This is a genomic window from Bradyrhizobium viridifuturi, from assembly GCF_001238275.1.
Lineage (GTDB): Bacteria > Pseudomonadota > Alphaproteobacteria > Rhizobiales > Xanthobacteraceae > Bradyrhizobium > Bradyrhizobium viridifuturi.
The window spans coordinates 1-24,827 of record NZ_LGTB01000072.1; the positions used below are offsets into that span (position 1 = coordinate 1).

15 protein-coding genes and 1 pseudogene are annotated in these 24,827 nt (G+C 59.5%); 9 read left to right on the forward strand and 7 right to left on the reverse strand.

Annotated elements, in window-relative coordinates:
* Positions 1–1,548 precede the first annotated feature (1,548 nt).
* Positions 1,549–1,983 (reverse strand): SPASM domain-containing protein, encoded by a 435-nt coding sequence (locus ALC15_RS46930; protein WP_244486462.1) that lies wholly within the window; start codon positions 1,981–1,983, stop codon positions 1,549–1,551.
* Positions 1,971–2,426: a hypothetical protein gene (locus ALC15_RS46935; protein ID WP_244486463.1), complete on the reverse strand. Its 456-nt coding sequence runs from the start codon at positions 2,424–2,426 to the stop codon at positions 1,971–1,973. Before ALC15_RS46935 ends, ALC15_RS46930 begins: the two co-directional genes overlap by 13 nt.
* Before the next feature lie 932 nt (positions 2,427–3,358).
* On the opposite strand from ALC15_RS46935, the gene ALC15_RS39175 reads away from it, so the two are divergent.
* The 7 genes from ALC15_RS39175 to ALC15_RS39200 all read left to right on the forward strand — a co-directional run bounded on the left by ALC15_RS39175 (position 3,359) and on the right by ALC15_RS39200 (position 12,608).
* Positions 3,359–4,597: a cytochrome P450 gene (locus ALC15_RS39175; protein WP_050399942.1), complete on the forward strand. Its 1,239-nt coding sequence runs from the start codon at positions 3,359–3,361 to the stop codon at positions 4,595–4,597.
* A gap of 93 nt (positions 4,598–4,690) precedes the next feature.
* Positions 4,691–4,882 carry a hypothetical protein gene (locus ALC15_RS44405; RefSeq protein WP_157860987.1) on the forward strand — a complete coding sequence of 64 codons (192 nt, stop codon included), beginning with the start codon at positions 4,691–4,693 and terminating at the stop codon, positions 4,880–4,882.
* 2 nt (positions 4,883–4,884) lie between these two features.
* On the forward strand, positions 4,885–5,226 hold the full coding sequence (locus ALC15_RS39180) for a hypothetical protein (protein WP_244486464.1): 342 nt from the start codon (positions 4,885–4,887) through the stop codon (positions 5,224–5,226).
* A 607-nt stretch (positions 5,227–5,833) separates the two neighbouring features.
* Entirely contained in the window at positions 5,834–8,062 is a 2,229-nt protein-coding gene (locus ALC15_RS39185) for a hypothetical protein (RefSeq protein ID WP_050631893.1), read from the forward strand.
* Between the two features lie 1,489 nt (positions 8,063–9,551).
* Complete coding sequence (locus ALC15_RS39190) at positions 9,552–9,758, forward strand: hypothetical protein (RefSeq protein WP_050631899.1); 207 nt, start codon at positions 9,552–9,554, stop codon at positions 9,756–9,758.
* Positions 9,759–10,941: 1,183 nt separating this feature from the next.
* The gene (locus tag ALC15_RS45300) at positions 10,942–11,301 is read left to right on the forward strand and encodes an ABC transporter ATP-binding protein (protein ID WP_050631894.1); all 360 of its coding nucleotides are present in this window, start codon (positions 10,942–10,944) and stop codon (positions 11,299–11,301) included.
* A 2-nt stretch (positions 11,302–11,303) separates the two neighbouring features.
* On the forward strand, positions 11,304–12,608 hold the full coding sequence (locus ALC15_RS39200; RefSeq protein WP_244486466.1) for an ABC transporter ATP-binding protein: 1,305 nt from the start codon (positions 11,304–11,306) through the stop codon (positions 12,606–12,608).
* Between the two features lie 620 nt (positions 12,609–13,228).
* On the opposite strand, the gene ALC15_RS39210 is transcribed toward ALC15_RS39200, so the two are convergent.
* Genes ALC15_RS39210 through ALC15_RS39225 form a run of 4 tightly spaced genes read right to left on the reverse strand, consistent with a single transcriptional unit; the run spans position 13,229 to position 19,953 of the window.
* Complete coding sequence (locus tag ALC15_RS39210) at positions 13,229–14,398, reverse strand: Wadjet anti-phage system protein JetD domain-containing protein (protein WP_050631895.1); 1,170 nt, start codon at positions 14,396–14,398, stop codon at positions 13,229–13,231.
* A gap of 2 nt (positions 14,399–14,400) precedes the next feature.
* On the reverse strand, positions 14,401–17,835 hold the full coding sequence (locus ALC15_RS39215) for an SbcC/MukB-like Walker B domain-containing protein (RefSeq protein ID WP_050631896.1): 3,435 nt from the start codon (positions 17,833–17,835) through the stop codon (positions 14,401–14,403).
* Positions 17,832–18,470: a DUF4194 domain-containing protein gene (locus ALC15_RS39220; protein WP_050399949.1), complete on the reverse strand. Its 639-nt coding sequence runs from the start codon at positions 18,468–18,470 to the stop codon at positions 17,832–17,834. The genes ALC15_RS39215 and ALC15_RS39220 overlap by 4 nt, the downstream gene beginning before the upstream one ends.
* Positions 18,460–19,953: a Wadjet anti-phage system protein JetA family protein gene (locus ALC15_RS39225; protein ID WP_244486465.1), complete on the reverse strand. Its 1,494-nt coding sequence runs from the start codon at positions 19,951–19,953 to the stop codon at positions 18,460–18,462. The genes ALC15_RS39220 and ALC15_RS39225 overlap by 11 nt, the downstream gene beginning before the upstream one ends.
* A gap of 809 nt (positions 19,954–20,762) precedes the next feature.
* Between ALC15_RS39225 and ALC15_RS39230 the strand changes: the two genes are divergently transcribed.
* Both ALC15_RS39230 and ALC15_RS39235 read left to right on the forward strand, forming a co-directional pair.
* Positions 20,763–21,362, forward strand: coding sequence for a DUF6088 family protein (locus ALC15_RS39230; protein WP_050399950.1), 600 nt, complete (start codon positions 20,763–20,765; stop codon positions 21,360–21,362).
* Entirely contained in the window at positions 21,355–22,359 is a 1,005-nt protein-coding gene (locus tag ALC15_RS39235) for a nucleotidyl transferase AbiEii/AbiGii toxin family protein (protein WP_050631898.1), read from the forward strand. The genes ALC15_RS39230 and ALC15_RS39235 overlap by 8 nt, the downstream gene beginning before the upstream one ends.
* 121 nt (positions 22,360–22,480) lie before the next feature.
* Here the strand turns inward: ALC15_RS39235 and ALC15_RS39240 are convergent.
* Positions 22,481–23,811: pseudogene (locus tag ALC15_RS39240) on the reverse strand (MFS transporter).
* Positions 23,812–24,827 lie beyond the last annotated feature (1,016 nt).

Below are 24,827 nucleotides of genomic sequence, written 5' to 3' on the forward strand. Positions count from 1 at the left end.
AATCTGAGCAAATGACATGCCACGGCTGCGTTGTGCTCTGGGAAGAGGCTAGTCGAGCAACGCTTGCGCTGTTCTCGAGCCCGATATTCAAAATCACGTACTTTGGCCAGCCTTCAAAATGAAGATAGACGTCGCGAGTTCAGGTTCTCCGGAATAGCTCTTCGACAACCGCACGCACGAGCGCGCCATCACGGCTGCATCTCGCTCTTGGTGTGTGCGCCCCCAAGCAATAGAGAGCGGAATGCTATGAATGACTCTTCTGCTTTGTTGGCTTTGGGGGCTCGGGTGGCGGAAAAGTCTCGTGAAGCTCTACAATCGCGTCGAGCACGTCGCTCATCGGGATATTTCCCTCGGACCATTCTTTAAGCGCCGCTATTGCCTTTGTCAGAGCCTCTTCGCGGGCCACGGCATGATTCCCTGTGATGGATGGCTGAGACCGAGCAACCGTAAAAGACGCACGGGGTTACGGGAAGAACCACCCGCGCGAGTTGGAGCTTGGCTGCCTTGTCGCGGGAAAAGACGCACGGGCGGTGGGGTGGATCGCCGCCCGTGCGAGTTGGATTACGAAAGGGCTTGGTTGTCTCGTAAGGGTCACTAACGTAGAAGCACCCAAGCCGTCGATATCTCAGCAACTTGCGTGCCAGACGGTCATTGGATGTTCGAGGGAAGACGATGTGCTTTCACAGCGCCCCTAGGCTTCTCGCGGTCAATCAGTGTCAGCTTTGGGACATGCCCGTCATCACGTCAAGCAAATGATTGAAGTCGGGCAAAGAAACAAACGCGCTTAGTGCCGCTGCGAGCGCGAGTTGATCGGATCAATCTCGTCATCGTGGATCGCGATTAGTTCCCCGGGCTGTAAGCCGAGCCTTTGCACCTGCTCTTCTTCGATCGGGCAGATTAGCATTGCAGCCTTGCCGCCGCTATCTTTCAGGCGCACAGCGCCACAGCTTCACAGCTTCTGCAGGGTCAGCAGTCGCGACCGCGTAGGTTACGTGCCTGAATGCGTCGTCGTCGTCATCATGCTCGATGGCGACCGTTACTATCCAACCATCCATCTCGCGGAGCTCCAGTCGTCGGCAACCCTGCAATTTTGGAGCCGCGAGTGACAGACTGCGCTGTGCTGATAATGCGGATCATCAAGTCGCTGGTCTCTTTTCGATCGAGACAGCACACGTTTTTATTTTTGCAAAGTCGAGTGATCTCGACCTCGACGGACTTGCGTGCGAGCAAACGTTGGATGTCTCGGATCAACTCCTTCATCACCCGTCCGCGTCCATCCCCTGGACATCATATTGTACCTGAGTCACAAGTGAGGCGCAGCCTCAAGTGGAGCGTAAGGCGAGTCGGATAAGTGGCTGAAACAGCTCAGGCCATGGAGGGACGGATTTGCCAATATTGTTCTGTGCGGGGAAAGGGCCCCCGCAACACATTTCTTGGAGCTCTCCTAAGGGCCGGTCCCCGGTCGTGCATTTCGCCGAAGCGCGACTCTGATCCGCCTTCTGGCACTAGTCCAGCTGGTGCGGCGCGCTTCCATCGGTATGGCCATTCTCACAGCGCGCGGGCAGGGCTCCTACATTCCGGCTCCGGTTTGGCGAATTCACACGTCCTGCACAGCAGAAAGCCATCCGTACCGTTCATGCGGTCGGCGATTTCGCTAAATATCCGTCCTTCGAACAGATCTTCGTACTCGTCGCGCAAAAGATTCCCAAGGACATGACGCCGCTCAAAATCCATGCAGCACAAAGTAACATCGCCGTTTGGAAGCAGGACATTCCGATGCTGCTGTTTCCCATTGCATGTCAGAGTGCCGGCGGTCGGCTGCCGGGAGGTGATCATTCTCGGATCTATACGTCCTCGCCTGCTACTCAGCGGCCGCAAGCGTTGTAGCTTTTTGGCGGGGATTACGTCGGCTAGATCAGGATGGATTTTACCCAGGACCACCAATTGAATTGAGGGAATGTTTGCCTCAATCAATCGGCGCATGACATTGATGTAGTTTTTCCGACGAGGCGGCTGTTCATATAGGTGCCGTCGTCGGGTACGTGAACGACGAAAGTCTTGAACCGGAGCACTTGCAAGCGCCGAACGTCAGTTCCGTTCATTCCAACAAGGGTCGTGAAGATCCGGACGTCGTGGCCGCGTGCGTAAGCATGCTCAACCATTGTGCTGCAATGCGGATGCAACCACGGCTCCGAATATCCGGCAAAACTAATGCCGGTAGCTCTCGGTACGCGTGAGAGACATTGCTTGAAATCCTGAACACCCAGATGCTTGGCTTGGGATACGAGCCTTTGGCGATCTGCAAACTTGTCCTGGGAGCAATAAGAACATCTGACGATGCAGCCGGTGGTCGTGGTTATCTCCAATACCTTGCTACCAGGATCGGCCGCGCGCAGATTCTGCAACGTCGTCGGATATGCCGTCATTCTCTTTGATCCTTTCAGGTGGAACTGCTGGAAGGAGAGCAGGGGCGCTCGGCAATGCGCCGGGTTCGACAACGCGCTTGCTGAACGTGGCACCGATCTCTCGGGGGCGAATACCGCTTTCTACGTGCTGACTGCGCATAGTACCGTTCGCTGTCACTGATATCCTCGTCTATCTTTAGCGTGAGCCGGGTGCCAAGCCTGGCTTCCTCGTCGCAATGGTCCGCGCAGAGCTTGCCGAGCAGCGGCGATGCTGATCAGAAGCTGAACGGGCGAAAGGGCTGTTTGGAGTTCTGCCTATGACGGTGTCAGGGTCCGGACCATCCGTTTTACTTGTCGCAAGCCATCGTCCTTGCCAATGGTTCCGCGGCCATGAACTGGGTGGATGGCGATTGAGCATCGTAGTCTCGGAGACGATCGTCGTCGAGAGCTCCTGTCTCGTTCAGTTGCTGGGCTGCCCGCCAGGATGTTGGATCAAGCAGGCGTTTGTCGGGTCGAACAGAACATTTGCGTACTCTCGGGGGGGCAGGGCTAAGTGGTGTCATGGAAGATGAGCAGCGCTAATGATTGTCGCCGCACGCGCTGCGGCCCAAAAATAGCTTCAATGCGGCCGTGAGGAGGCAAAGAGGCTCGCATTTGAGATCTTCAAGACCTGGAAAGCTATGGTGGCAGTCAGCTATTTGATTTCGAGCAACGATATAGTCGATCTCGGGCGATGCCAGCGTTGCCGTGATGGTTCTAAGGTCCACTGGATTGGATCGACTTGGATAGTCAATGCGATCTGTCCTGCCAGAAATGGTAGGAGGGGCCGGCTCGCGGTTTGAGATACTCTGTTGGAGCGAGGACATGCTCGCAACCAACACATCAGGGCGGTCGTGGAGAGCGACTATGCGGACCCGTATGCTCTCGAATGAACAAAATCTGCGGAGACCATCATGAAAGCGAGATCGGCATGTAGAGCCGATGAGGCGTCGAGTATCCCGCTGAGCAAGCTGGATGTTAGCGAAGCCAAGCGCTTTCAGGATGATAGCATATGGGGGTACTTCGAGCGGCTGCGAAGGGAAGATCCCGTTCACTACTGCCAAGACAGCGGCTATGGCCCCTATTGGTCCGTCACGAAGTACCGCGATATTGTCGCGGTGGATACAAACCATAAGGCATTCTCATCAGAACAGGGTGTCACGATCGTCGATGTGCCTGACGAGCACTGGACCCCGAGCTTCATTAAGATGGGTCCTCCAAAACACGCCGGGCAGCGCAATACCGTAAGTCCGATAGTTGCACCGGATAACCTGGTGAAGTTTGAAAGTCTGATCCGTTCGCGGGTCAGGGTGATTCTGGACGGGTTGCCGCGCAATGATCCGTTCAATTGGGTGAATATGGTCTCGATCGAGCTGACGACGCAGATGCTTGCCACGCTCTTCGACTTTCCCTTCGAAGACCGACGGCTCCTGACCTATTGGTCAGATGTAGCTGTTACGCCTCCGAGAGCCGGCCATGCCATCGACAGCTGGGAAAAGCGAAGGACAATCCTGTCCGGATGTCTTGAGTATTTCACGCGACTTTGGAACGAGCGCATTAATGCCGAGCCGCGCCTGGACCTGATTTCTTTGATGGCACATTCGCCCGACACGCGGCATATGAAGCCGGATGAGTTTCTCGGCAATCTAATCCTGCTGATCGTCGGAGGCAATGACACCACCCGCAACTCGATGACCGGCGGCGTCTTATTCATGAATCAGTACCCCGGCGAGCTGCGAAAACTGCGCGATAACCCTGCGCTCGTGTCGAGCGCCGTGTCGGAGATTATTCGTTACCAGACACCGATCGCCCATATGCGCCGCACCGCGGCGGCAGATTGCATTCTGGGTGGCAAGCAGATCAGCAAAGGCGACAAGGTCGTTATGTGGTATATCTCTGGCAACCGGGATGAAGAAGTCATCGAGAATGGCGACAGCTTTGTGATCGACCGCAAGAATGTGCGGCAGCATCTATCGTTCGGATTTGGTATCCATCGGTGCGTTGGTCGGCATCTTGCACAACTGCAGTTGAATATCCTCTGGGACGAAATATTGCGTGCCGGGCTAGACGTAAGCGTTGTCGGCGAACCCGAGCGAATCGCATCTAATTTCGTGCACGGCTATTCCTCACTCCCAGTGCGGATTGCAGCCTAGTCCCTGATCGCGTCGGCGGCAGGCGGCAGGCGGCACGCGGTGCGGTTGGGCTCGTCTTGAACCGCATTCGTTGACGCCGCTAGCGAAAGCGGCGTGATCGGCGCCAAACAATCGCTGCATGCCGCGAGCCTGTCGGTAATCAGGCAGGCGTTGACGAGCCCGCGTAAGGAGCGACAGGTGAGCCGGCCCGGCGCCGTGCAGGCGCCGGACAAGCGAAAAAGCAACGCCAACGGTGCGCTCCGATTTCCCCATATCCGGGCCGCCATGGACAGCCGACGAGCTTGATATTGAAGATTGTAGCGGTGGCAGCGGTTTTCCTTGGAGAAGCGATTTCGATCACCGCCGAGTTGATTGCCTCAAGGCGGTTTGGAAAGGCGGGCGGGGATGTGACAATGCTCCCGCCGATGTTTCTCCTGATATCTTTCGGTGGCATCCTTCTCGTTTTCGGATACGCGCTGGGCTACATGCATCTGAAGAATATCTGGATCATTGTCGCAATATCGGTGGGAGCTATTCTGGTGGTGGAGCCGATACTCACTCTTCTCCTCTTTAGAGACGTTCCGACGACCGGTTCGCTGATCGGGTTGATGCTCGGTGCGCTTGGTACGCTCGCTGCCGTATGTCTATGAGGCTGATCTGACTGAGCCTGCATGGGTACCAGCTTCGCCGAGATGTAGTTGCAAAAGACCTGCGCATCGTCGGTTCTGCTCGCTTCGGCCCGGGCTAATGCTGTTGCTGATCGGCTTTCTACGCTTCATCAGGGGCGGTGCGTGGCCGCTGGCTTCGTAAACTCTTCTCGAAGTCTCCTTGCCGGATAGTGAGACGCGTGCCGGGCGGCCGTAGGTCTTGATCAGTCTTCGCTGGCCAATTTCTGCCCGACCACAGCGTTGCCTGGTGCTCTCCAGCACTTGGATGGCTTCGTCCAGTTCGTGTGAACACACCACTGGCCAGGAGGCAGGATGATCAGGGATCGCCTCGCGGCCGGTACTATCGCATTCGGAAAAAGCGGATCACGACCAGCACAGGTCAGTCCGTGGTCATGTGCTTCAGCTGATTATCCGGCAACATACGCGGTCATCCCCCACTTCAGCAACACTGGAGCTGCGATGGGAAATGAAACCACAGGCGACATACGCTTTTTTGCGTATCCCTGGAGAACGCTCTTGGTCAGCTACTCGTCAGCCAAGCGGTCTATCCAGGCAGGCTGCACATCGTCGACTTAATCGGAGATAAAGCATGACGGGCATTGGCCGATCCGGGAAATCGCATGTTGGGGCGGCAGCAGCCGACAGCGCCGGGGAACTCGGCGTCGTGCCGGGGGAACGCAGTCAATCCTTCGACGCCGTCGTGGAGCGGATGCGCTCCGGGCCGGAGGAGCGGGCCGTGCCGCTCGCGAGCCAGCCACCAGATTCAGATATGGTGGCGCCAACGCGGCACGAGATCAGAGCAGCAAAGCAAAGATTGGAGAGTCTCCTTGAGGAGCTTGAAACTTGTCGTCAAGCGGCCATGCGCGCCCGGGACTTGCCCGAGGCGCAAGAGCTGATCGACCAAGTCGTCAGGGCAGGCTCAGCAGCTCTGGACTACTACGCCGATCTGCCCCCAAATTTGGCGCGTCGCATTCTGCCCGACGATCGGGCCCGCCGTCTCCGCGATGACGTGCTTGACGCAGTAACCCAATGTAACACCGTCGCCAGGGAGATTGTTGACCAACTGGAGAAGAAGAGAGAAGAAGCGTTGAGATGCCTCGAGAGGTTGAAAGGCATCGCAACGCCCCACCAGCTGAACCGCTCGGTTGCAAGCGTGGCGGAACATTATGTGGCACACATGGAGTGGTGGGGAAAGAAGACACTGCGCTTGGAGCGTATGCAATCCGTCTGCGCAGCTACTGCGGACTTGCCAAGCGCTACGCCCGCGATGCGCAAGGCCGAAGAGGCCGCACTAAGGCTGCATACCGGCCATGCGCTCAATACGAAGTGCATGTATCTGCAAACCCGGATAGCTCTCGCGGAGCTCTTGATTGACTCGCAAGCGAGCACGTTAGAACCAGACGCGCACGAAGCCCTCATGGACGAGAACGGGCGGGTGCGTCTGCTCGGGACCTTCATCGGAGATGTTTTTCCAGCATTCGTCTCGACTGGCCATGCCGTTCTGAACAGCAACGGGGCACCGCTCGACGCCGAGCATCGCGCCGTTCTGGAAGGTGTCATGGAGCGGCTTTCGGAATTCGCTTCAGGGGTGAGTTCCATGGTTGCCACGCTGAGGGAAGGCGGATCAGGAGCTGACCTTCCGTTGCAGTTGCTGGACCAGATCGTGGAAAGTGCGTGGCTTACGGCGAACGAAGTCATGCGGTTGCTGGCAGTGCAGCCAAAATTGGCAGCCACACTTGAACCGCCGGCCTGGGCTGCGCTGCCGGAAAATACCGCCATGGTGGGCGAAAGCGGCAGAGCGCGCAGAAAGGGCAAAGGAAAGCGCGCAGCGGCCGCAGGCGAGGGGAGTTCGACGGCGCGCCCGCCCGAGCCGCAACTCGCCAGGCCCGATGCCGCCACGGCCCCGACCGGCAAGGTTATCGTGCTCTCGGACCTCGGTACCAAAAAACTCGCGACCGCGGAGGAGGCACGCGCGAGCGCGTCAACCTCTGCTACCGAGCACCTCCAGATGTGGCAGGCTCCGCCCTCCAGGAAAGCGCTGGCGGGATTACTCGAGCGACTGGACGAGCTGGTGCAATTTGATCTGCCGGCTCAGCAAAGTGCCATCTCGCAAGCGCGCCAGATGAAGCCCGAGGACGCCGACCACGTCTTGGATCTCGTCAGCAAGCGCTTGCAGACGCAGGCTGCCGAGATTGAGGCCTGTGTAGTCGCGCTGGAGGAGCCTCGCCGCCGGGGCCTGCTCACGCCGATGCAAGTGCCCGAAGTGCACGAGAAAATATTTCGGCTCAAGGCGATGCGGTCCGAGGTGCAGGGGCAGGCAAACTCATTGAACTTGCGAAAGGCCGCAATAACGAGCGATTGCATGAAGATCTATGGGTTTCCGTCGCAAAGGTACCTTGAACAATTGCGGGGGGCGGGGGAGTTGGCGCCAGTCGATCCACCGCGCGCCTTGCAGGGAGAGCCAGGGAAGCTGTTCGAGGTCAAGCTGCAGCCCAAGGCGCTGAGCAGTGGTGCGAGGCCAAGCCCGATGTGGCTGCACATCCATACCAAGCGGCCGGTACATGCCTGGCAATTGCTAATGCTGGGGGACCGTGACTTCGCCGCTTGCCACGTGAAGTCCGATGAACAGCGCGGCTATAATCGGCACTGGCAGAACGCTCGAGCCGCCGAGGGGCACAATAACGTCGTGATCCACCGCGGCAAGCTCACACCTGCGTTTTGCAAGTCATTGTTGAGCACCGCAGCTGGCGGCCAGGCGTTGTACCACCTTTCCGATGCTGGGCACGTGTCAGCGCAGATGGGGCGACTGGGAATCTAGTGAGCTTCTTGTCTTGCGGCAGTATGCCGTTCGATGGCAGGTTTCATGCCTCCAGGTCGGCTCGGCGGATTGCCTGAGCCGCACCGGGCTCTTCAGATTCCACCTCCCCAACGGGTGGAGCTCGGAGGAAGAGAACACGCACCAAATCCACGAGAGGCTCGTTGGCCGGAGAGCCGGATCATTTTCGATCACGGGCAAGTAAGCTCTCACTATGAGGCCATTGGTGGCGCCGAAAGCCAACCGCTGAGCGCGGCAGCCGGAGAAACATGTGCGTGATCTCGAAGACGATACGGCCGGATGCCGTCGCGCTCGTTGCGAAAGGCCGGCATGTGCGCCGCCAACTGACAAGTAAACCTCCAGAGGGATTGCTTCGATGGTTGGCATGCCAAAAGAAAACCATGCGCTCTGGTTTGACGAATCGACTTCGCAATGCACAATGGGCCCGCCTGTCCGTTTGCTTCACTTGGATAAGGCGACGAGAGCCCTAGCATCCCGGCCTCCAGGCCCCCAGAAGGTGCTAGGGCTTTTCGTTCTTCGGAGTGTCCCAGCCGGTGAGGGCGGAGCTGCTTCTCTGCAAACACTGATCCTGTGACGGCCACGACCGCGTCGGCGTGGCGGGAAGCTCGTTGTGCTCCGCTGGCCTTTGCGGATTCGAGCGGGGAGCTCTGGCGACTATAACGGGGGCATAGTGGCCTATCGGCGAGCGAAATGCCTCGCTTTCCTCCGACGACAAGTGCGACGAATTTGAAGACGGTACAGATCTCGGCGGACACTTTGATGGTCGACGTGCGCTTCCCGACCAACTCCCCCGCCGGCCACCCAGATCAGGCATTATAGATGCCGCGGAACGCTGCTTCCGAGCAGCGCGACAAGAGATGTCGCGCTTTCTCGCACCCTTTAGCCTCAGCCTCTCGTCTCTGACTTTCTGTACGGATTCGATTCGCTAGCGGTCCGATAATCATCCAGATTCCCGTCCAGAAATAATACCTCGCGCTCCTCGGTTGGGGTATCGCTCACCACTAAGGCGCTTCGATCGAGACGTTGAACTGCCAACCGGACTTGGCACTACAGCCGAGCAAGCCTTGCGGTGTGTCTGCGCCGAAGCCATAACAAAGAGGAACCAGAGCGATCCCCATAATCGTCGTGTCGTCCGTGAAGAAATCGCGTATTCACTAATCGCAAGGGAACGCAGGGGTCGTCGGGAAACCCGCACGGTTCCAACCATTGCAACGCACAGTGTGCCATGATCAACAAACGAGGGTGCTTCGATTGCTTCGACAGCTGCATCGATAGCTTCGATGGCTGGGCGAGAGCTCGAGCATAAATGGCTCCGCTGACTCCGATCGACTTAAGGCGAGGCCCTGCCGAGATATCTGAACGTATCCATTCCGTAGATAGACCCAATCAAGAAAATCAATTTTACCACTTGCGGTGCGGTCATATAGACGTGATGGACGGGCTGGGGCCAACCTGGGGAAGCGATTCTAGAATGAAAAAATTCGTGATTGTGACTGCGAGCGCCCTCGCGCTCGGAACGGCGGCGACGCCGACCTTTGTTGCGGAGGTTGCCGCCCAACCGGTCGCCACGAAGGTGCAGGTAGCCGATACATCATATCCTCAATGCGCGGATGATCCGTTGGATGGTATCTGCGACTTATTTTTCTGTTTGACCGATCCGTCGTGCGTGCAGCACTAACGACGGAAGACAATCAAGCATAGAACGAGGATAGAGGCGCCGGCGACTCGCTGGACAGCGGCCGCGTCCTCCTCCGGCTTTAGCCGATTTCCTGTTCTTGCCGGTGAATGATGCTAGGTCTACAGACCTCGATCGCCGTGGCTCCCATTGGTCGTTTCTGCTGGTGGATCGCCGCGTACGAGGCCGGCTGGTTGCCTATCACTATGACTCAATTCTAGGATATAACGACAGAATTGCAGCAACAATCGCTGAACGGGTCGGGGCCAACCTGCAAGATGCGCCCATAAGCCAGGAGAAATGAGTATGACTGCGGCGTCTTCGTGGTTGATGGCACCCGGGCACTGGTCAGTCGATTAGCGGCAGGTCCGCAGCCAGACCTCAATCTAGGAACCTCGTCGTCGATTGGCGGGCACTGCAGAGCCATCTGAGAGGCTGAAAGCGGTCTCGACTCGCCGGCGACTCGGCAAAGAGGCAGGCGGACGTCGCTACTCGGCGTTCCCGATTGAGCACCCCGGGGGCCGTACTTTCCTACATAGCCGCGAACTTCAGAACGCCCGAATACATTTATCTCACCCTAAGCCTCCAAGGCTCGCCTGCCGGTAAAGATCAAAACTTACCGAGTAGTGTGTGCGTCCGGCTCCGTTCAAAGGCCAAGCCAATTGCGATTTGATCAAAGCCGTTGCGTTCCTGTCTCTGAAGCTGTTCTAGTTTCGCCACCGGAGCTTTCTCATCGCGCGGATAAGGACAGGGTGCTTAACAACGATTAGGCAACGAAGCACTGCTGAGGTCCACTTTGTCACCAACGCCGCGACGAGATCTAACCGCGGCTAAAATCGTTGAGTTAAAACGTCCTGCCTAACGTTGCCTCGGCGCGCTTCAAGGTGGATCCCATAGCGCTCCGTCGAGTTCGCAATCGCCAAACAAGAATCGCAAATTCGCAGCTGGCCTTTAGCCTGCCCCGCAACAAAACATGATTTCTCATGTGGGAAGGCGGACGACAACCTACCAGTCTTGGTGAGTTGATGACGGTGCTGGATCGAGTGATTTGAAGCCAAGCAATGGTAAACGGAAAGTCTGGCGAGTCCTCATCGAGCATCTTCATGCGCTCGCATGGAATCATCGTGCGAAAAGGCTATACCGGCTCTTCCAATCTAAGCAAAGCCCATTCCTCTATCCGCTAGATATGTCGAACGGCAGCACGTTATCACCGGTTTCCGAAATTTTGCATGCGTACTGGCGTTCCGACCGGTGGTTGCTTCTCGTCGTAGTCGCGGTAGTGCTGATCTCAAGCGCGACCAGCGTCGCAACGCCCTATGTATTTTCGTGTCTCATTGACCGCCTCCCGCGCGAGGAAGACATGTCGGTGCTTGCGTGGGGCTTCGCAGGCTATGCGGTTCTACTTGGGGTAGCCTCCGTATTGCAGCGCATGCTGCAGTATCTGTCCTTCATGACAGCCGAGAACCTGGGCTTCATCGCTGCAACGGGCTTCTTTGATCGCATCCTGAGGAAAACCGCAGCTTTTTTCTTGAGCACAATCCCGTAGAAATACAGAATGCGGCCGCGCGCGGGCGCAGCGCCCTGACGGCTTTGGTCCAGCTTGGGATCGTGGTCTTCATCCCTGCTGCAACACAACTTCTACTTACGTTCGTTACTCTCGGCGCGCTCCTCAATATCCAGATCGCTGCAATCGTCGTCGTCTATGGGGCTGTCCTGATTACATTGACGTGGAGTTCCACGCGTCGGGCGTACGTGTTCCTGGAACGAGCCAGAGAAGCCGGACAGAACAATGCGCGTTTCGTTGGCAACGTCATGAGCTCCATGGACACCCTGCGCTATTTCGGCAGTCATTCCTGGATGAGCCAGCGCTTTACGATGACGGCGCGGGAGGTGCGTGATAATTGGCGGGCCTATGTGTTGCAACGCGTTGCCTACATCGCCGTGCTCGGCCCAGCGGTCGCGCTACAATTTGCGGTCACGTTTCTCCTTCTCATACCTGAATACCAGGTCGGGGCGGTCACCATCGGGGATATGGTGCTATTCAACACGCTTTTACTCCAGCTCAATATGCCATTCGAGATGGTTGCGCGTGCCATCTCTGACGCGGCGCGGTCGCGAGCCGACCTCATCCCTCTGGCTAGACTATGGGCCGCACCCGAAGAGCGGCGACCATCTCACGCTCAAGATTTCGCGCCCTCCGGTGGCCAGCTCTCTTTCGAGGGCGTTGGTTACGCCTACGACAACGGTCGTGGCGTTACGAACGTCTCGTTTGTAGCTGGGCGGGGTGGGATCACCTTCCTTGTCGGTGAATCGGGATCTGGAAAATCGACAATCTTTAGGCTCGTCTTGAAATCGATTGAACCGGACCGCGGTCGTATTCTGGTGGATGGAATCGATATAGCGGGCATCGAACGCGCGGATTGGTATGCCGCAGTTGCTGTCGTGCCGCAGGACGTGATGTTGCTCAATGAGTCGCTAGCCGACAACATCCTGCTAGGGCGGCCCCGCAACGAAGTGCGCCTTCGTGCTGCGTCGGAAAAAGCCGCTATTCTCCCCTTGATCGAGGCCTTGCCTGAAGGATTTGATACAGCGGTTGGAGAACGTGGTTTGAAGCTTTCCGGCGGGGAGCGCCAGCGTATTGCTATTGCCCGCGCGCTTTATGGCGAGCCGGCGATCCTTCTTCTTGACGAGGCGAGCTCCGCGCTCGACGAAGAAACCGAGCAGGGCATTATGAACCATATCCGTACGCTAGCCAAAGATGTGACCGTGCTGGCGATCACTCACCGCAAGGGCGTCGTTTCTACAAGCGACGTCGTGGTCGACCTGACCGACTGCGGCTTGTCAGTGACATAGGCGAGGGGAATGATCGGCCCGGCGCGTTGACGCCGCACAGAAGGTGCATGGCCGGACGAGATACTTTCGCTGTTCAAGGAGCTACCCACGTCATAGAGAGCATCCTCGGCATCTATGAAGGAGTCGGGGCCCTGTGCTCCGGTACTTGTGAAGTATTCCAGGGTGCCGATTGCCACTCTGCGACGCCAGGCGGCAGGGGCGGGCTTAAGTTGGCGATCGGCGGGCTTGCGGTCGGAACAGGCTCCTTCGTCCTGAATTCAGGCTGCACCAGACGGAATTCTGCGCATATGTGTCGCGATTGATGAGCTCGTCGACAAGGCAAGACATCGCCCCACTACCCATTACTTGCGTCCGGACGGCAACATCGGCCACGGCGCCTTCGCGGGCATCGGCGAGATGGACATGGTCCTGCGCCGTCACCCGGATCGCAGGCGCCGCCCTTGCATGCATGCGCTTGAACACGAGGGTGGTGTCGAGCGCGTGCCGACGGCGCTTTTCGGCAAGCAGCTGCCTTACTCATGGCGTCCGGTTTGCCGATCACAGGTGTTGTTCAAACACCGCCGGCCGAGATCCTTGAACTGCGGACGGCGCGATGTCGGCCTCACACCGACACGGATTATCTAACGAAGCTCTGGCAAAACGGGATCGAGTTCTTCCTGCTCAAGCGTCTTGGCTCCATCTTCTGCCAGGTACGCTGCCAGCCGCGCGATACCGGACTCTGGTGAGCATCTGGCGGGTGCGGATATTTTGGACGGCACTTGTCCCGAGCGCTCGGCGATTTCGACGCTCATTAGGTGGGGTCGGATCGGTCGGCCGATGGCTCGCTCGATGGTGTGGAATATCCAGGTCCCGTCGGGATCGATGTCCGACCAATGAAAGATTGGCGTCTGTTCGGATACCGACCCTGCGATCATCCGCAGCGCCTGCTGGGTGGCGAGCGAGGGGTAACCGCCGACGTACATCGTCGTTCCCAGTCGACCGGGGTCCGCCTCAGCAATGTGCCGGTTGAAGCTTGCGAAGTTTTCGATCGTCAGAATGTACGCCGGCGGCTCCCGAAAACGGACGCGATCTGCTTCCTTGGGAGTGATTCCGAGATAATGTGGACAAATCCTGGAGAGGTCGGCTCCCTCGAGGTCGATTTTTCCTGCGACCAGCAGCGGTGGCGCGAAGCGTTCCAGTCCGATTGCTCGCAGTGCCTCGCGGGGCCGCGCGCCGGGCGGAAACTCCAGGATGCAGCTCAGGAGCCGCACGACCGCACCCTCGATGCGTTCGAGCGTCTTGCTGTGACCCACCGTCCGTCGCGAGAAGGTCTTGTAGTCGACATCGAGATGCTTGTTGTCCAGGATGGCCTGGGCGAGAACGAAGGCGTCGCGCAGCATCTCGACGTCGGACGAAGCGAATCCGTGCCACGTCTTCCCCCGTCCCCAGACCTCGGCGATTTGGGAAGCGCTGTTCTTCAGAGAGTCGCGCAGCGCCGATCCGGCGGCAAGCCTTGCCGCAGCGTCCTGCGCAATCCGCGACGCGGGGGTGCGGTCGAGATATCGATATAGGATCTCCGCCGAGGCCAGCCGCACGTGTGCGACCTGATCCCGCTTGACGCCTCGGCCCCAGCCAACGGACACCGCGCCGGTAGCTTCGGCTTCCCTGATCTGTTTCAGGAAGGCGTCCGCCGCGACGACCGAGGCGAAGGCGGCATAATCCGGGTGGGCGATCGGGCTCGCGGCGCCGGCCTCGAAGCGATCGAGCAGGTCATTCAAGAGGCCGTTCGCGTCCGTGAAACGCCGCGCCATGGCTACTCGGCGGCCAGACGGCTGGCGAGTTCATGTTCGGACATGAGGTCCGGATCGATGGCCATCAGCTCGCGCTTGGCCTTCTCTTTCAGTTGCACCACGGTGGCCCTGGACTGCTCGCCAATGCGGTCCACTTCCACGATCGTATCCATGTGTTCGAGTACGGCGACCCGCTTCTCGAACGGCGCCGCGATCACGAATTGGAGTCCGAGATTCTTATAGAAGCTCATCATCTGCCGCTGGTTCTTGCCATCCATTTTCGAGAAGGCCTCGTCGAACATAGCGAGAGCGAAGCCGGCGGGCTTGCCCGTACGACGCTCGGCGCTGCCGTAGACGCCGGCGAGCGAAGCGCCGATCGCGACGTAGATGGGGACCTGCTGTTCGGCGCCCGATCCGGTGCCGCGCCGCTGCTCCCAGCGGGTCGAGCGGCCGGTAGCGACATCCTCCATGTGGATCTCGAAGGTGTAGAAGTTGCGGTAGTCCTCGAACTGGGTGAAGTCCTTGTCGGGATCCTCTAGCAGCGCCTCGAGTGCAAGGATCGTATCCTTGTGCGGGAAGTCATCGGGCACATCGCCCCGGAACAGCATGTCGAGCGCCTCCGGAGAGGTCTTGGCGATCTCGATGATCTTCAGGATGGGCTGGAATTCCACCACTTGGGTGCGATGGAACGAATATCTCTCGTTGTGGAAGGGATGTGCGTAGAGGCTGCGGTTCAACGACTGCAATTCCCGCTCCATCTTGCCGATCCGCGCCGTGAGCGCGTTGATGAACTCGCCGCGGAGCAGTGTCGAGGCCTTTTCTGCCGCTTCTCGGGCCTGCCGTTCGTACTGGCGCAGTTCGTTGGACTCGATATCCGAGATAAGCTGCTCCATCCAGGGCTTCACCTCGCGTAGCGGCTCGCTTTCGGCGCCAACTTGCGAGCTCATCCCAAACTGATCGAAGTAATCGTAAAGGAGCTCGCGGACCCGTCGCTCGATCCGGACGCGCTCGACGTCCGAGGCGTCGGCATCTTTAACCGCCTTGTCTGCGATGGCACGGTGTTTCTCAGCAAAACCGCCTTTTGCTGCGGCATCGAGGCGCTCGCGGTAGACGAGCCTGCCTTTCGCGGCGGAGTAGAGCGGGAAGGCCTTGCGGTAGATCGACCGGGCGACCCGGAGATTGAGCTCGGAGCCCGGCACGTTCTCCCCGTCTCCGAGCCTTCTCTCGGCCGATCTGAGTTCGCCGTCATGCTCGCCAAACGCCTTCTGCTGGGTCTTTCTCTCGTCGAGCCTCTTGTCCTTCAGCTTCTGCTGCGCCCGCTTCTTGTCGCGAAGGCCGCCGTCGCCCACGCCGTCGAGCGCATCGAGCCTGGAATGGGCTTCGCCGATCTCGGTCTGCGCGGCCGCGAAGGCCGCAGCGAAAGTCTTCAGGTCGTCACGCCCCTCACAGATGTTCTTCAGAGCGGCAAAGGCCTGCTCCGCGGCTTGGGCCTCCTTGCTCTTGTCGGCCAGGAGCCGATCCAGTTCCTCGGCCTGATCTTGCAGGGAGCGCAGGGCGTTCGCCTGGGCCGCTTTTCCGATCTTGTGCTGCGAGGCTTCGATCCAGCGATGGGTCCTGACGAGTCCATCGTCGTAGAGGCCGTCCTTCATGATGGCCCGGCCGGGCCTATTAAACTGATCGAGCGTGTCGGCGAGACGGACCGTGCCGTAGCGGCGCATGATGAACGCCATCGCGTCCGGATCCTGGCTCCGGAAGATGCAGGGGAAACTGCCGCGCTCGGGCTTGGCCCGGAACTGCTCGAGCTTGTTCAGGCTCACGAGGGATGCGTGCCGAAACTCGCGGCGGCCTTCCTTGAACATCGCCGTGGCGGCGCTGATGTCCGCTCTGTCCACGAACACCGCCTCCCGGTCGCGGCCGAGGAGCGCCTCGGCGGCCCCCACCCATTCGGGTTCGGCGACTTCGATGATGTCACAGAGCACGCGCGGGTCCATTCCCTTCTGCCGGAGCCTTCGGCAGAGGAGTTCGGTATCGTCGCCAAGATAGGCCCGCGCCCCTCCGGAGGCGTGCTGTCGGACCCGTTCGAGCACCTCGTCACGCCGGACTCGCAGCCCGGAAAGCTCCGCGATGATCGCCTGACGCGCTTCGTCGATCTTCGGCAGCCATTTCGCACCGCTGGTCGCGAAGGATTTCTCGGCCGCGGAGAGCTCGTCTGAGACGCCTGCTATGTCTGCCCCGACAGCGGCGGTTAGAAGACGCTCCAGCGCAGGGACGAAGTCTTCGAAAGAGTCTGCACACATCGCCCGGAGCGGATGCAGGCGACGGATGTTATCCAGGCGTGCCTTGAACTCGGCCGAGGCGCGGTGCGCCGCCTGCGCGGCCACATCAGCGCTCTGCTGCAGCGACTTTCTTCCGGTCTTGGCGTCGTGCTCGGCGATCGCCGCCGTCAGGCGTTCGATCTCCCGATCGATGGCCTTGACATCCTCCTCGATGAATTCGAGTTCTTTTGCTGCGGCATCTCGGCGCGCCATCTCGGTACGCCTCTTGGTCTTAAAGTCCAGGTTGATCGCCCGCGCCGCGAGCCAGGCCGCGCGTTTGGAAATCCACTCCTCCCTGAACTTGGTCTCGAGCGCCTCTTCGAGTGCGGCGAGAACTCCCCGAAGTGCCCTCAGAGCTTCGAGTCTGAGGCGCATTTTTCGGATCGTTTCGCTGATATTGCGGTAGGTCTGGATCGACTCGCGCAGCTCCTTGATCCCGATCGGACTGTCCTCGAGGATATAGTTCCGCACGAACTGCGTGGCCGTCTGGTTGTGATCGAGCGTCATCGCATTGACGATCGACTTTTGCAGGGCGCTTGCGTTCTGCTCGCCGTAGGGCGAATGCGGCAGGAGATGGCGCATGTACTCGCGGACGTAGTCGCCGGCCCGATCGCGGTGGTTGACGAAGTTGCCTTCGCCAACCGCCGCGACGATCCGGGCGCGCACGTCTTCCCACTGCGCCGGGAACTGCAACTTCCCTCGCTGTTCGATGAAGTCCTTGGAGCTTAGAACGGCGCCGACGGTGACGAACAGCGCGAGCACGGTTTCCCGGCTGTCTGACTTCCGCGCCTCGAGCGCCATGCCGATTGTGACCGGCGGCCGCGCGCCTTCCGTGTCTTCAAAACCGAGTGCGATGTAGGTGCGCGCCTCGTCGCGCCGGCGCTGGTCTTCGCCGAGCGTGCCGAGACAGTAGTCGACGACGCTGCGCTTCGAGCCACTACGCGACTTTCCGCTATCGCCGGCGACCGCGTTCAGGCGCAGGAACCGCCGGCTGCCGCCGGTGAGCACGACTTGGGCCATGTCGAGGATCGTCGATTTGCCGGAACGGTTCTCGCCAAGCACGCCGACGTGCCCCGTCACGTCGATGTCCGCGACGTCGAACAGGTGCCAGTTCACCATCGTAAGGTGGCGTAGCTCCATCATGCCTCGTCTCCCGCGGGCTGCGGAAAACGGGCCTCCTCGCTGCGCACGTAGCGCTCGAGCCGTTGCAGCGCGTCGCCGCCGCTGATCAGCTTGATCATCGGGCGGATCCTGACCTCGCAGTCCCGCTGCTCGTCGTCGAAGTCGCCGATCTCGACAAGGCTGCGCTGGGCAGCCTCGCGCAGAATGTCGCGGAAGCGGGCGGCCGAGATCGCGCCTCCGCCGCCGTGTTGCGCCATCTCGCGGTAGCGGTCGAACAAGTCATTCAAGGTGGCGACCACGACGGCCCGGTCTTCGACTGCTCCGACGTTCACCTCTTGCTGCCAGTACGCTGCCAGCACCAAAATAACGATGGATTCATCGAGCTTCATCCGGGGCAGCGCCACGTCCTCGTCCATGGCGACGATGCCGGCCCACTGCGCCTCCGGATCGCGATGGACGCGGTATCCGCAACTATCGAAGAAGCCATCGACCACGTTGCGGAAGCGGCCGTCCATGATCATGTTGTAGACGGTTCCGGTTCTGGGATCTCCCGCGAACACGAACTGCCGCCGCAGCAGGAAGTGCAGCGCTTTGCGGAGGTCGGCCGCCTTTTCGGCACCGAAGGCGCGCTCGACGTGTTCGAACTCACTGAGCATGGAGCTCCTCCGCTTTCCGGGGCCTGCCGGATCGCCTGACCAGGAAGTTCGCGCAACGCAGCCATTCGCTGTCGTGTGGCGGCGTGTCTGGGCGCGGCTCCAGATCGAATCCGGTCGCGACCTGCGGCGGAACCTCGCCCGTCAGCGCATAGCGGCGGGCGCAATCGAAGGCGAGGAAGTCGTCTACAGTGTCGATTTCCATGAAGCGAGCTTCCTTGGTCGCGAATGGCGGCACCTGGCCCTCAAGGAATCGTCTGACATCCTCGGGCCGAGGCGCGATGCGAGCGATATACTCGAGACGGAGCTTCTTCCTCAGCTCGTACAACGGGTCCGAGGGCGGCCCGGCGAGCTCCTTCGCCTCGACCGGGCGGCGCGGCTGCCTGGCTGGCGCCTGATGGTGCTCCGACCAGGGCGACCGCAGCGGCTCGATACTCCACTCGACGGTCGCCCTGTCGTGCCTGCCGTCTCGCAGCAGAGCGTCCAGCCGCCGCACCAGGTCGCCGGCCCGGCCGACGAGTCCCTGCCCGCCGCGCTCGGCGTACTTGATGGTGTTGCGGACCCGGGCTTCGAGCTGCCTGCGGAAGGCCTCGATCCGTTCGAACATCTCGCCGATCTGTTCGAAGATGTTTTCGATTGCGAGCAGATCGTCGGCCGCCGCCATTCGACCGTCCTCGACGTCGGCGGCCATGCTGGAAGCGGTGTACTCCTCGGCGAGGACCTGCATGGTGTCCGGGGTGTAGGAGATTCGCCGTGCGAGATCGACGATGGCATCGCGGAAGCGGTACGGATGGTTGACGGTGAGGATGGACTCGAAATCCTTCAGCAGGAGCTGGTCGACGAACTCCTCGAAGAAGGCTTCCAGCCTGGTAGCCACTGTCTTCGATTCCATGACGGTCCGTCGGATACGCTTCAGGTCGGCCAGAATGGCCCGCAGGCTCTTGGTAAACTGGTCGGCCTGGTTGCGTGCTTCGCGGACGGCGAGCGCGGCTTCGCGCTGCTTGCGGTCGGTGATCTCGGGCCTCAGCTTTTCGACGGCTTCGAGATTGAGGCGGATCTGCACGATCAAGCCGCCGAACCGCTGCGAGAGATCCTTATTGAGGCTCGCGAGCCGCTGGATCACGAGCAGCGGTCCCATTGCCATGTCGACCGTGACACGGAGCCCGTATTCCTCCTCCTCAAGCCAACCCCAGGCGAGCAGCCGCGCGTAGAGTTGCCGCGCCAGACCGAGCGCCTTGTCGCCCTTCTCGGACGCGAGCGCGACGTCGGCCTTCCGGATACGGCGGCGACCTGCCGAGATCATTTCCGGCAGGGTGCCGAAGTCATCGCCTTCGCTCCAGAGGGCCGGGTTGGCGCGCATGACGTCGTAGATGGCGTGGGCGACCTGCTGCGGAGTTGGGAACGATGGCGCGCCTGAAAAGAAGCGTTCAAGGAGGTCGAGCAGACAGGCCGCGTACAGGTGCTTGTGATCGCGCGAGAAGGCCAAAAAAGCCTCATCATGCAAATGACGGAATAAGGACAATCGCTACCACTCCTGAACTGGCGTCATCCAGAGAAGGGGCGAGCCGCCCTGCCCCTAACCTTATGATCTACCGAGGAAATACTTCCGTCGAGATGCATCGCGAAGGACTCGCAACCAAAAGGATTTTGTTCGCTGTATGTTCCTGTATAGCTTGCCGGAGGGAAGCTGTCGAGCCTCACGGCTCCGTGCCGGCGCTTTGAGGGAGGGATGAGTCTTCGGGGAAAGCCGTTCAAAGAACTTCGGCAAGCTATGTTGTCCAATGAGACAAAAAGCCCCGCTATTCGGCCGTAGTCGGCGCGGAGATCTTAGGGAGGAACTATTGAGGACGGAAGCCTCCGGGCTGACGAACGAGCAGGGCTCCGTTGAGTATCCAAGCCGGGCGTGGTGCTAAGGTAGTTGCGATCTGTAGTTTGTGCCCTGCTAACCGCTGAAGTGTGCAACGGCCAATCTTTCAGTGTCGTTTTCTTCGATACCCAGCACCCATAATAGAGTGTTCAAGGGAGAGTCGGAATCGCGCTCGCGATGTCCGATCACGTTTTTTCCTGGCCCTCCACGTCGCGCTTCTGCCGCCTCTATCTCGTTTGCCGACGGAGGTTTTGAGGATTGAGTCCACCGTCGATGCCTCGAGCAATGAGACCCGACACGCTCACTTGCCGTTAGGCCCCTGCTAAGTAATATCAAGCAGCGGCTAAGTTATTGATTTTTATTGTTGTTTAGACAAACCTTGCGTGTTGTCAGAAATTGTCTTATGTTTCTGACAACGGGGGGAAGCCATGCAAACCGTCGCCGAGCGTATTTTGAGTTACGCCCAAGCACTTCCAGAAGGCACTTTGATCGGTGCTAAGGAAGTTTTGCATTTGGGAAGCCGTGCTGCGGTCGATCAAGCTTTGAAGCGTCTCGCCAAACGCGACGAGTTGATGCGTCTTGCCCATGGGCTCTACGCTCTGCCAGTGAAAACACGCTTTGGCTTACGCGCGCCGGCTGCTGAAAAGGTCATCGAAGCGCTGGCTTCCACGCACGCAGAAACGATCGTTCCACACGGAGCCGCGGCCGCGAATAAACTTGGTCTCACTACGCAAGTGCCGACGAAGCTCGTCTATTTGACCTCCGGTCCTGATCGTCAGTTTCGTCTCGGAGCACAGACGGTTGAGATGCGGCATGCACCGCACTGGATGCTTCTGCCGACAGACTCGATTGCTGGACAGGCAATCCGGGCTCTTGCCTGGCTCGGCGAGCGAGAGGCGGGCGAGGCTCTTAAAGTATTGAAGCGCAAGCTGCCCGACGACACTTTGCAGGATCTCGTCGCGCTGCGTCGCGCGATGCCTCCGTGGATGTCGAAATCCGTCAGCCAATCCCTTCTAAATCATGGCTGAACTTTACCTGACGCTCTCTCGTGACGAGAGGCTTGAGGCACTTGGCGTTGCCGCCACCGCCTCAGGCCGCCCGGTCCATCTTTTGGAGAAGGACATCTGGGCCGTTTGGGCCCTGCAAGGACTCTTTGACTCTGAATTGGGTGAGCATCTTGTCTTTAAGGGAGGTACGTCCCTCTCCAAAGGTTACGACGTCATCGAACGTTTCTCGGAGGATATCGATCTCACTTACGATATCCGCCGGATCATTCCTGAGCTTGCCACGGGCGACCCACCCATACCCGCTTTGCGAAGCCAGGCCGACAAGTGGACAAAGCTTGCGCGCGAGCGGCTCACCGACTGGGTCAAAGACAAGACCCTTCCTGCCCTACAGAAACACGCAGCAGCTACAGGAGTCGACGTCACGTTCCGTGTTGAGAACGATGTCATCTATGTCGACTATGAAAAGCTGATCCAGGGCTCGGACTATGTTCCGCCCTGGATCAAGCTTGAATTCGGTGCGCGCTCGACCGGTGAGCCGTCCGAGACGAGAAAGATCACCTGCGATGCGGCGAAATCCCTGCCCGAACTCGAGTTTCCTGTAGCGACCCCAAAAATCATGCTTCCCAAGCGCACCGTTTGGGAGAAAGCAACGGCCGTCCACGTTCTTTGCGCTCAGGGTATCGCGGGCGATCGTGTGTCGCGCCATTGGTACGATCTCGTGAAGCTCGATGATAAGGGATTTGCGCAAGCTGCCTTCGATGACAAAGTGTTGGGGCAGGAAGTCGCCGATTGGAAGAGCAAGTTCTTCCGGGAGAAAGATCGCGACCGCAATGTCATTGACTATCATGCCGCGGTATCCGGCAAGCTTCAGTTAGTTCCTGACGAAAAGATGTGTAAGGACCTTGAGGCCGATTATCAAAAGACGATCGACGCTGGATTACTTCTCGGCGAACCTGAGCCGTTTGAGCAGCTCATGAAACGCTGGGAAGCTCTGCAGCGGCGCGCAAATAGTAAGTAAGGCCGGTTGCTGGAACGGACGCTTCGAAAGATTTCCGACGTATAGAAGCTGTGCTGAGCATTGCCGAAGATGAGCCCCAGCACGCGCCGCTGCACTTTGGAAAAATAGCACATTCGCCCCGCTATAACGGGCTTTGCTTGTTTACAGCGCTGTTAATTTTGAGCGGTGCCGTCTCCGGCATCATGAGCATGGCAAGGAGCCCAGCCGAGCTAGCGATAAGCATGTACCAGGCGGGCGCCAGCGCGCTCCCGGTAAGATAGATCAGCCAGGTGACAACTGGTTGAGCTGTGCCTCCGAAGATCGCTATCGCAAAAGCTAGATGATCGCGAAGGCGCCACCACGAATATTCTTGGGCAAACCTTCGGCCATGCTCACATAGAAGGCGCTGTACGGAATCGTTCCAATAAGTGTGAGCGCACCGAGACCTCCGAGAAGTGCGACGGCGCTGCGGCTCTCTGAGATCCAGAGGAACACCGGATAGGTCATCAACAACGCAGCGATCTGCGGCCATATCATGATGTGCCGGCGGCCCGCGCGGTCTGCGAGCCAGCCGCCCAGCAGCGCGGCAGCAATTCCTACCGTATTGCTAACGAGCGTGGTGCCAAAGGCGAGAGGCGCGGAAACTTGCAGGGTATTCAGTGCATAGGTGGTCATATATCCCGTGACGTAGGTGATGATCGTGCAACTGGCCAGGACGACGAATCCCAAGCTCATAATACGGCGAGTGGCAGGCAATCTTCTTACAGGGTGAACGCCCGGAGCCGGCGTTTGGGGCCGGTGCAACGTTTCGGGCAAGCCGCTCCGCAGCCAAAATCCGAACGGCAGCGTAACGGCGCCGAGCAAGAGCGCGATCCGCCATCCGTACGCGTTGAGTGCCTCGCTTGTCATGGTCAGGGAGAGTATTTCTCCAACAAGCGCCCCGGCCGTTGCAGCGATCTGTTGGCTGGCAGGCTGAAACGAGACAGCAAGACCGCGCCCCTCGGCCGGCGCCGCTTCCAGCAAATAGGCAGTTGTCGGACCAACCTCACCGCCGAGCGCGAAGCCTTGCACCAAACGTGCGACAATGACCAGGAGCGGAGCAGCAGCTCCTATTGTCCCGTATGACGGGGTGAGCGCTAACACAAGGATCGCGGCGCTCATCAGGACAAAGCTGGCGGTCATCGCGGGCCGGCGCCCGGCCCGATCCGAATACGAGCCGAGCACGATGGCCCCGATCGGCCTGGTCACAAAACCCGCGCCGAAGGTTGCGAGCGACAGCATGAGGCTGGCGAATGGGTCGCTTGCCGGGAAAAACGCTTGTCCGATCTGGATCGCGAAAAAGCTATAGGTCCCAAAGTCGTAGAATTCGAGAATATTGCCGATCGTTGCACCCAACACGGCGCGCCGGGCCAAGGATTCGTCTGCCGGAACGAGGACCGGCTCCGGTTTCAGCCGAGTAGATTGCTTGCCCATCCTCGATCCGTCTGAGGCGCTATCGCCGGCCCGAGCATTTCGACCAGCGAGTTCAGGCGCATTGCACTCCACTTGCTCTGCACGTCCTCTAGCTCGAGGTGGGCTGGGCCGCGTCCCGACAGACCAAGCCACGACGATGAATGCAATAAGAATGCCTGCCTCTTGCTGCCCGTTTCAAAGCTCGACCGGATCGCGGCAATCGTCGGCAAAGATGAGCAAGCGCGTTGCAATTGTCGGGCGCAGCGCTCGCTGTGCTTCTGTGCATGGCGAGTTTGCGACAATATTGGTGGGCACCGAACGGAAGGCGCCTGCTTTCACGTAGATGGCCGCGCATGCACGCAGGGTTCAGCCGGCGCGCGTATGCGCAAAGGATTCAGGCAACTGGCCCGGCTTTTGCTCCACTGCTTACCAATTGTGTGCGACCACCTACTTTGTCGGGATTCGCTGCAATGCAACGCCTGCTGTCGATGATGCCGCCGCATATGCTCGTTCAATTTGGCGTTCAAACAGTTTAGAATGTGCTCAAACTGCTCATTGACGAGCACGAGAACCTTGGGGGCGCTGCGCGGATCGCCATTACACGCGGTGACGACCTCGTCTATGCGCCGGCTCACCGAGCATGCTGTCTCGGCCTCGGGGCACGATTACTCGCGCAAGACATAAGGTTCTCCTCGCCGGGGCACTCGCTGAAGCGGCCCGGCGGTCAGCCCCCGTCGCTATCGCTGCCGCGTCAGACGGGTGCCGCTCAAAGGCTGGTGCGGCCGGAGCGCCACTCTCCCGAGGCTTTGGAAGCCTTGCGCGCCTTTAGTTCTATAAAGCATTGTGTATGGCCGCTGCCGCAGCAGCAGCCTAGGGGCGTCGCCCCTCAGCGCGGCGCAAGGACAGGCCTTCGATTTTGGCTCCCCCACGGTCCGCGGTGCCCCAAAAAAATTGTTCCAACTTCCTTCAGCCCCTACGCTTTGCACACTTCGCTACGCGCTGCGAGGCAGGGGTTATGGCGGCTTTTTGCCGCGCAC

Bases quoted from the DNA above. Each gene is read 5' to 3' on its own strand.
- ALC15_RS39190 (WP_050631899.1), top strand. From the start codon at position 9,552: ATGAAAAAATTCGTGATTGTGACTGCGAGCGCCCTCGCGCTCGGAACG.
- ALC15_RS45300 (WP_050631894.1), top strand. From the start codon at position 10,942: ATGTCGAACGGCAGCACGTTATCACCGGTTTCCGAAATTTTGCATGCG.
- ALC15_RS46930 (WP_244486462.1), bottom strand. From the start codon at position 1,983: ATGCGCCGATTGATTGAGGCAAACATTCCCTCAATTCAATTGGTGGTC.
- ALC15_RS39220 (WP_050399949.1), bottom strand. From the start codon at position 18,470: ATGCTCAGTGAGTTCGAACACGTCGAGCGCGCCTTCGGTGCCGAAAAG.
- ALC15_RS39210 (WP_050631895.1), bottom strand. From the start codon at position 14,398: ATGGCGCGGCGTTTCACGGACGCGAACGGCCTCTTGAATGACCTGCTC.
- ALC15_RS46935 (WP_244486463.1), bottom strand. From the start codon at position 2,426: ATGACGGCATATCCGACGACGTTGCAGAATCTGCGCGCGGCCGATCCT.
- ALC15_RS39235 (WP_050631898.1), top strand. From the start codon at position 21,355: ATGGCTGAACTTTACCTGACGCTCTCTCGTGACGAGAGGCTTGAGGCA.
- ALC15_RS39230 (WP_050399950.1), top strand. From the start codon at position 20,763: ATGCAAACCGTCGCCGAGCGTATTTTGAGTTACGCCCAAGCACTTCCA.
- ALC15_RS39185 (WP_050631893.1), top strand. From the start codon at position 5,834: ATGACGGGCATTGGCCGATCCGGGAAATCGCATGTTGGGGCGGCAGCA.
- ALC15_RS39175 (WP_050399942.1), top strand. From the start codon at position 3,359: ATGAAAGCGAGATCGGCATGTAGAGCCGATGAGGCGTCGAGTATCCCG.
- ALC15_RS39215 (WP_050631896.1), bottom strand. From the start codon at position 17,835: ATGATGGAGCTACGCCACCTTACGATGGTGAACTGGCACCTGTTCGAC.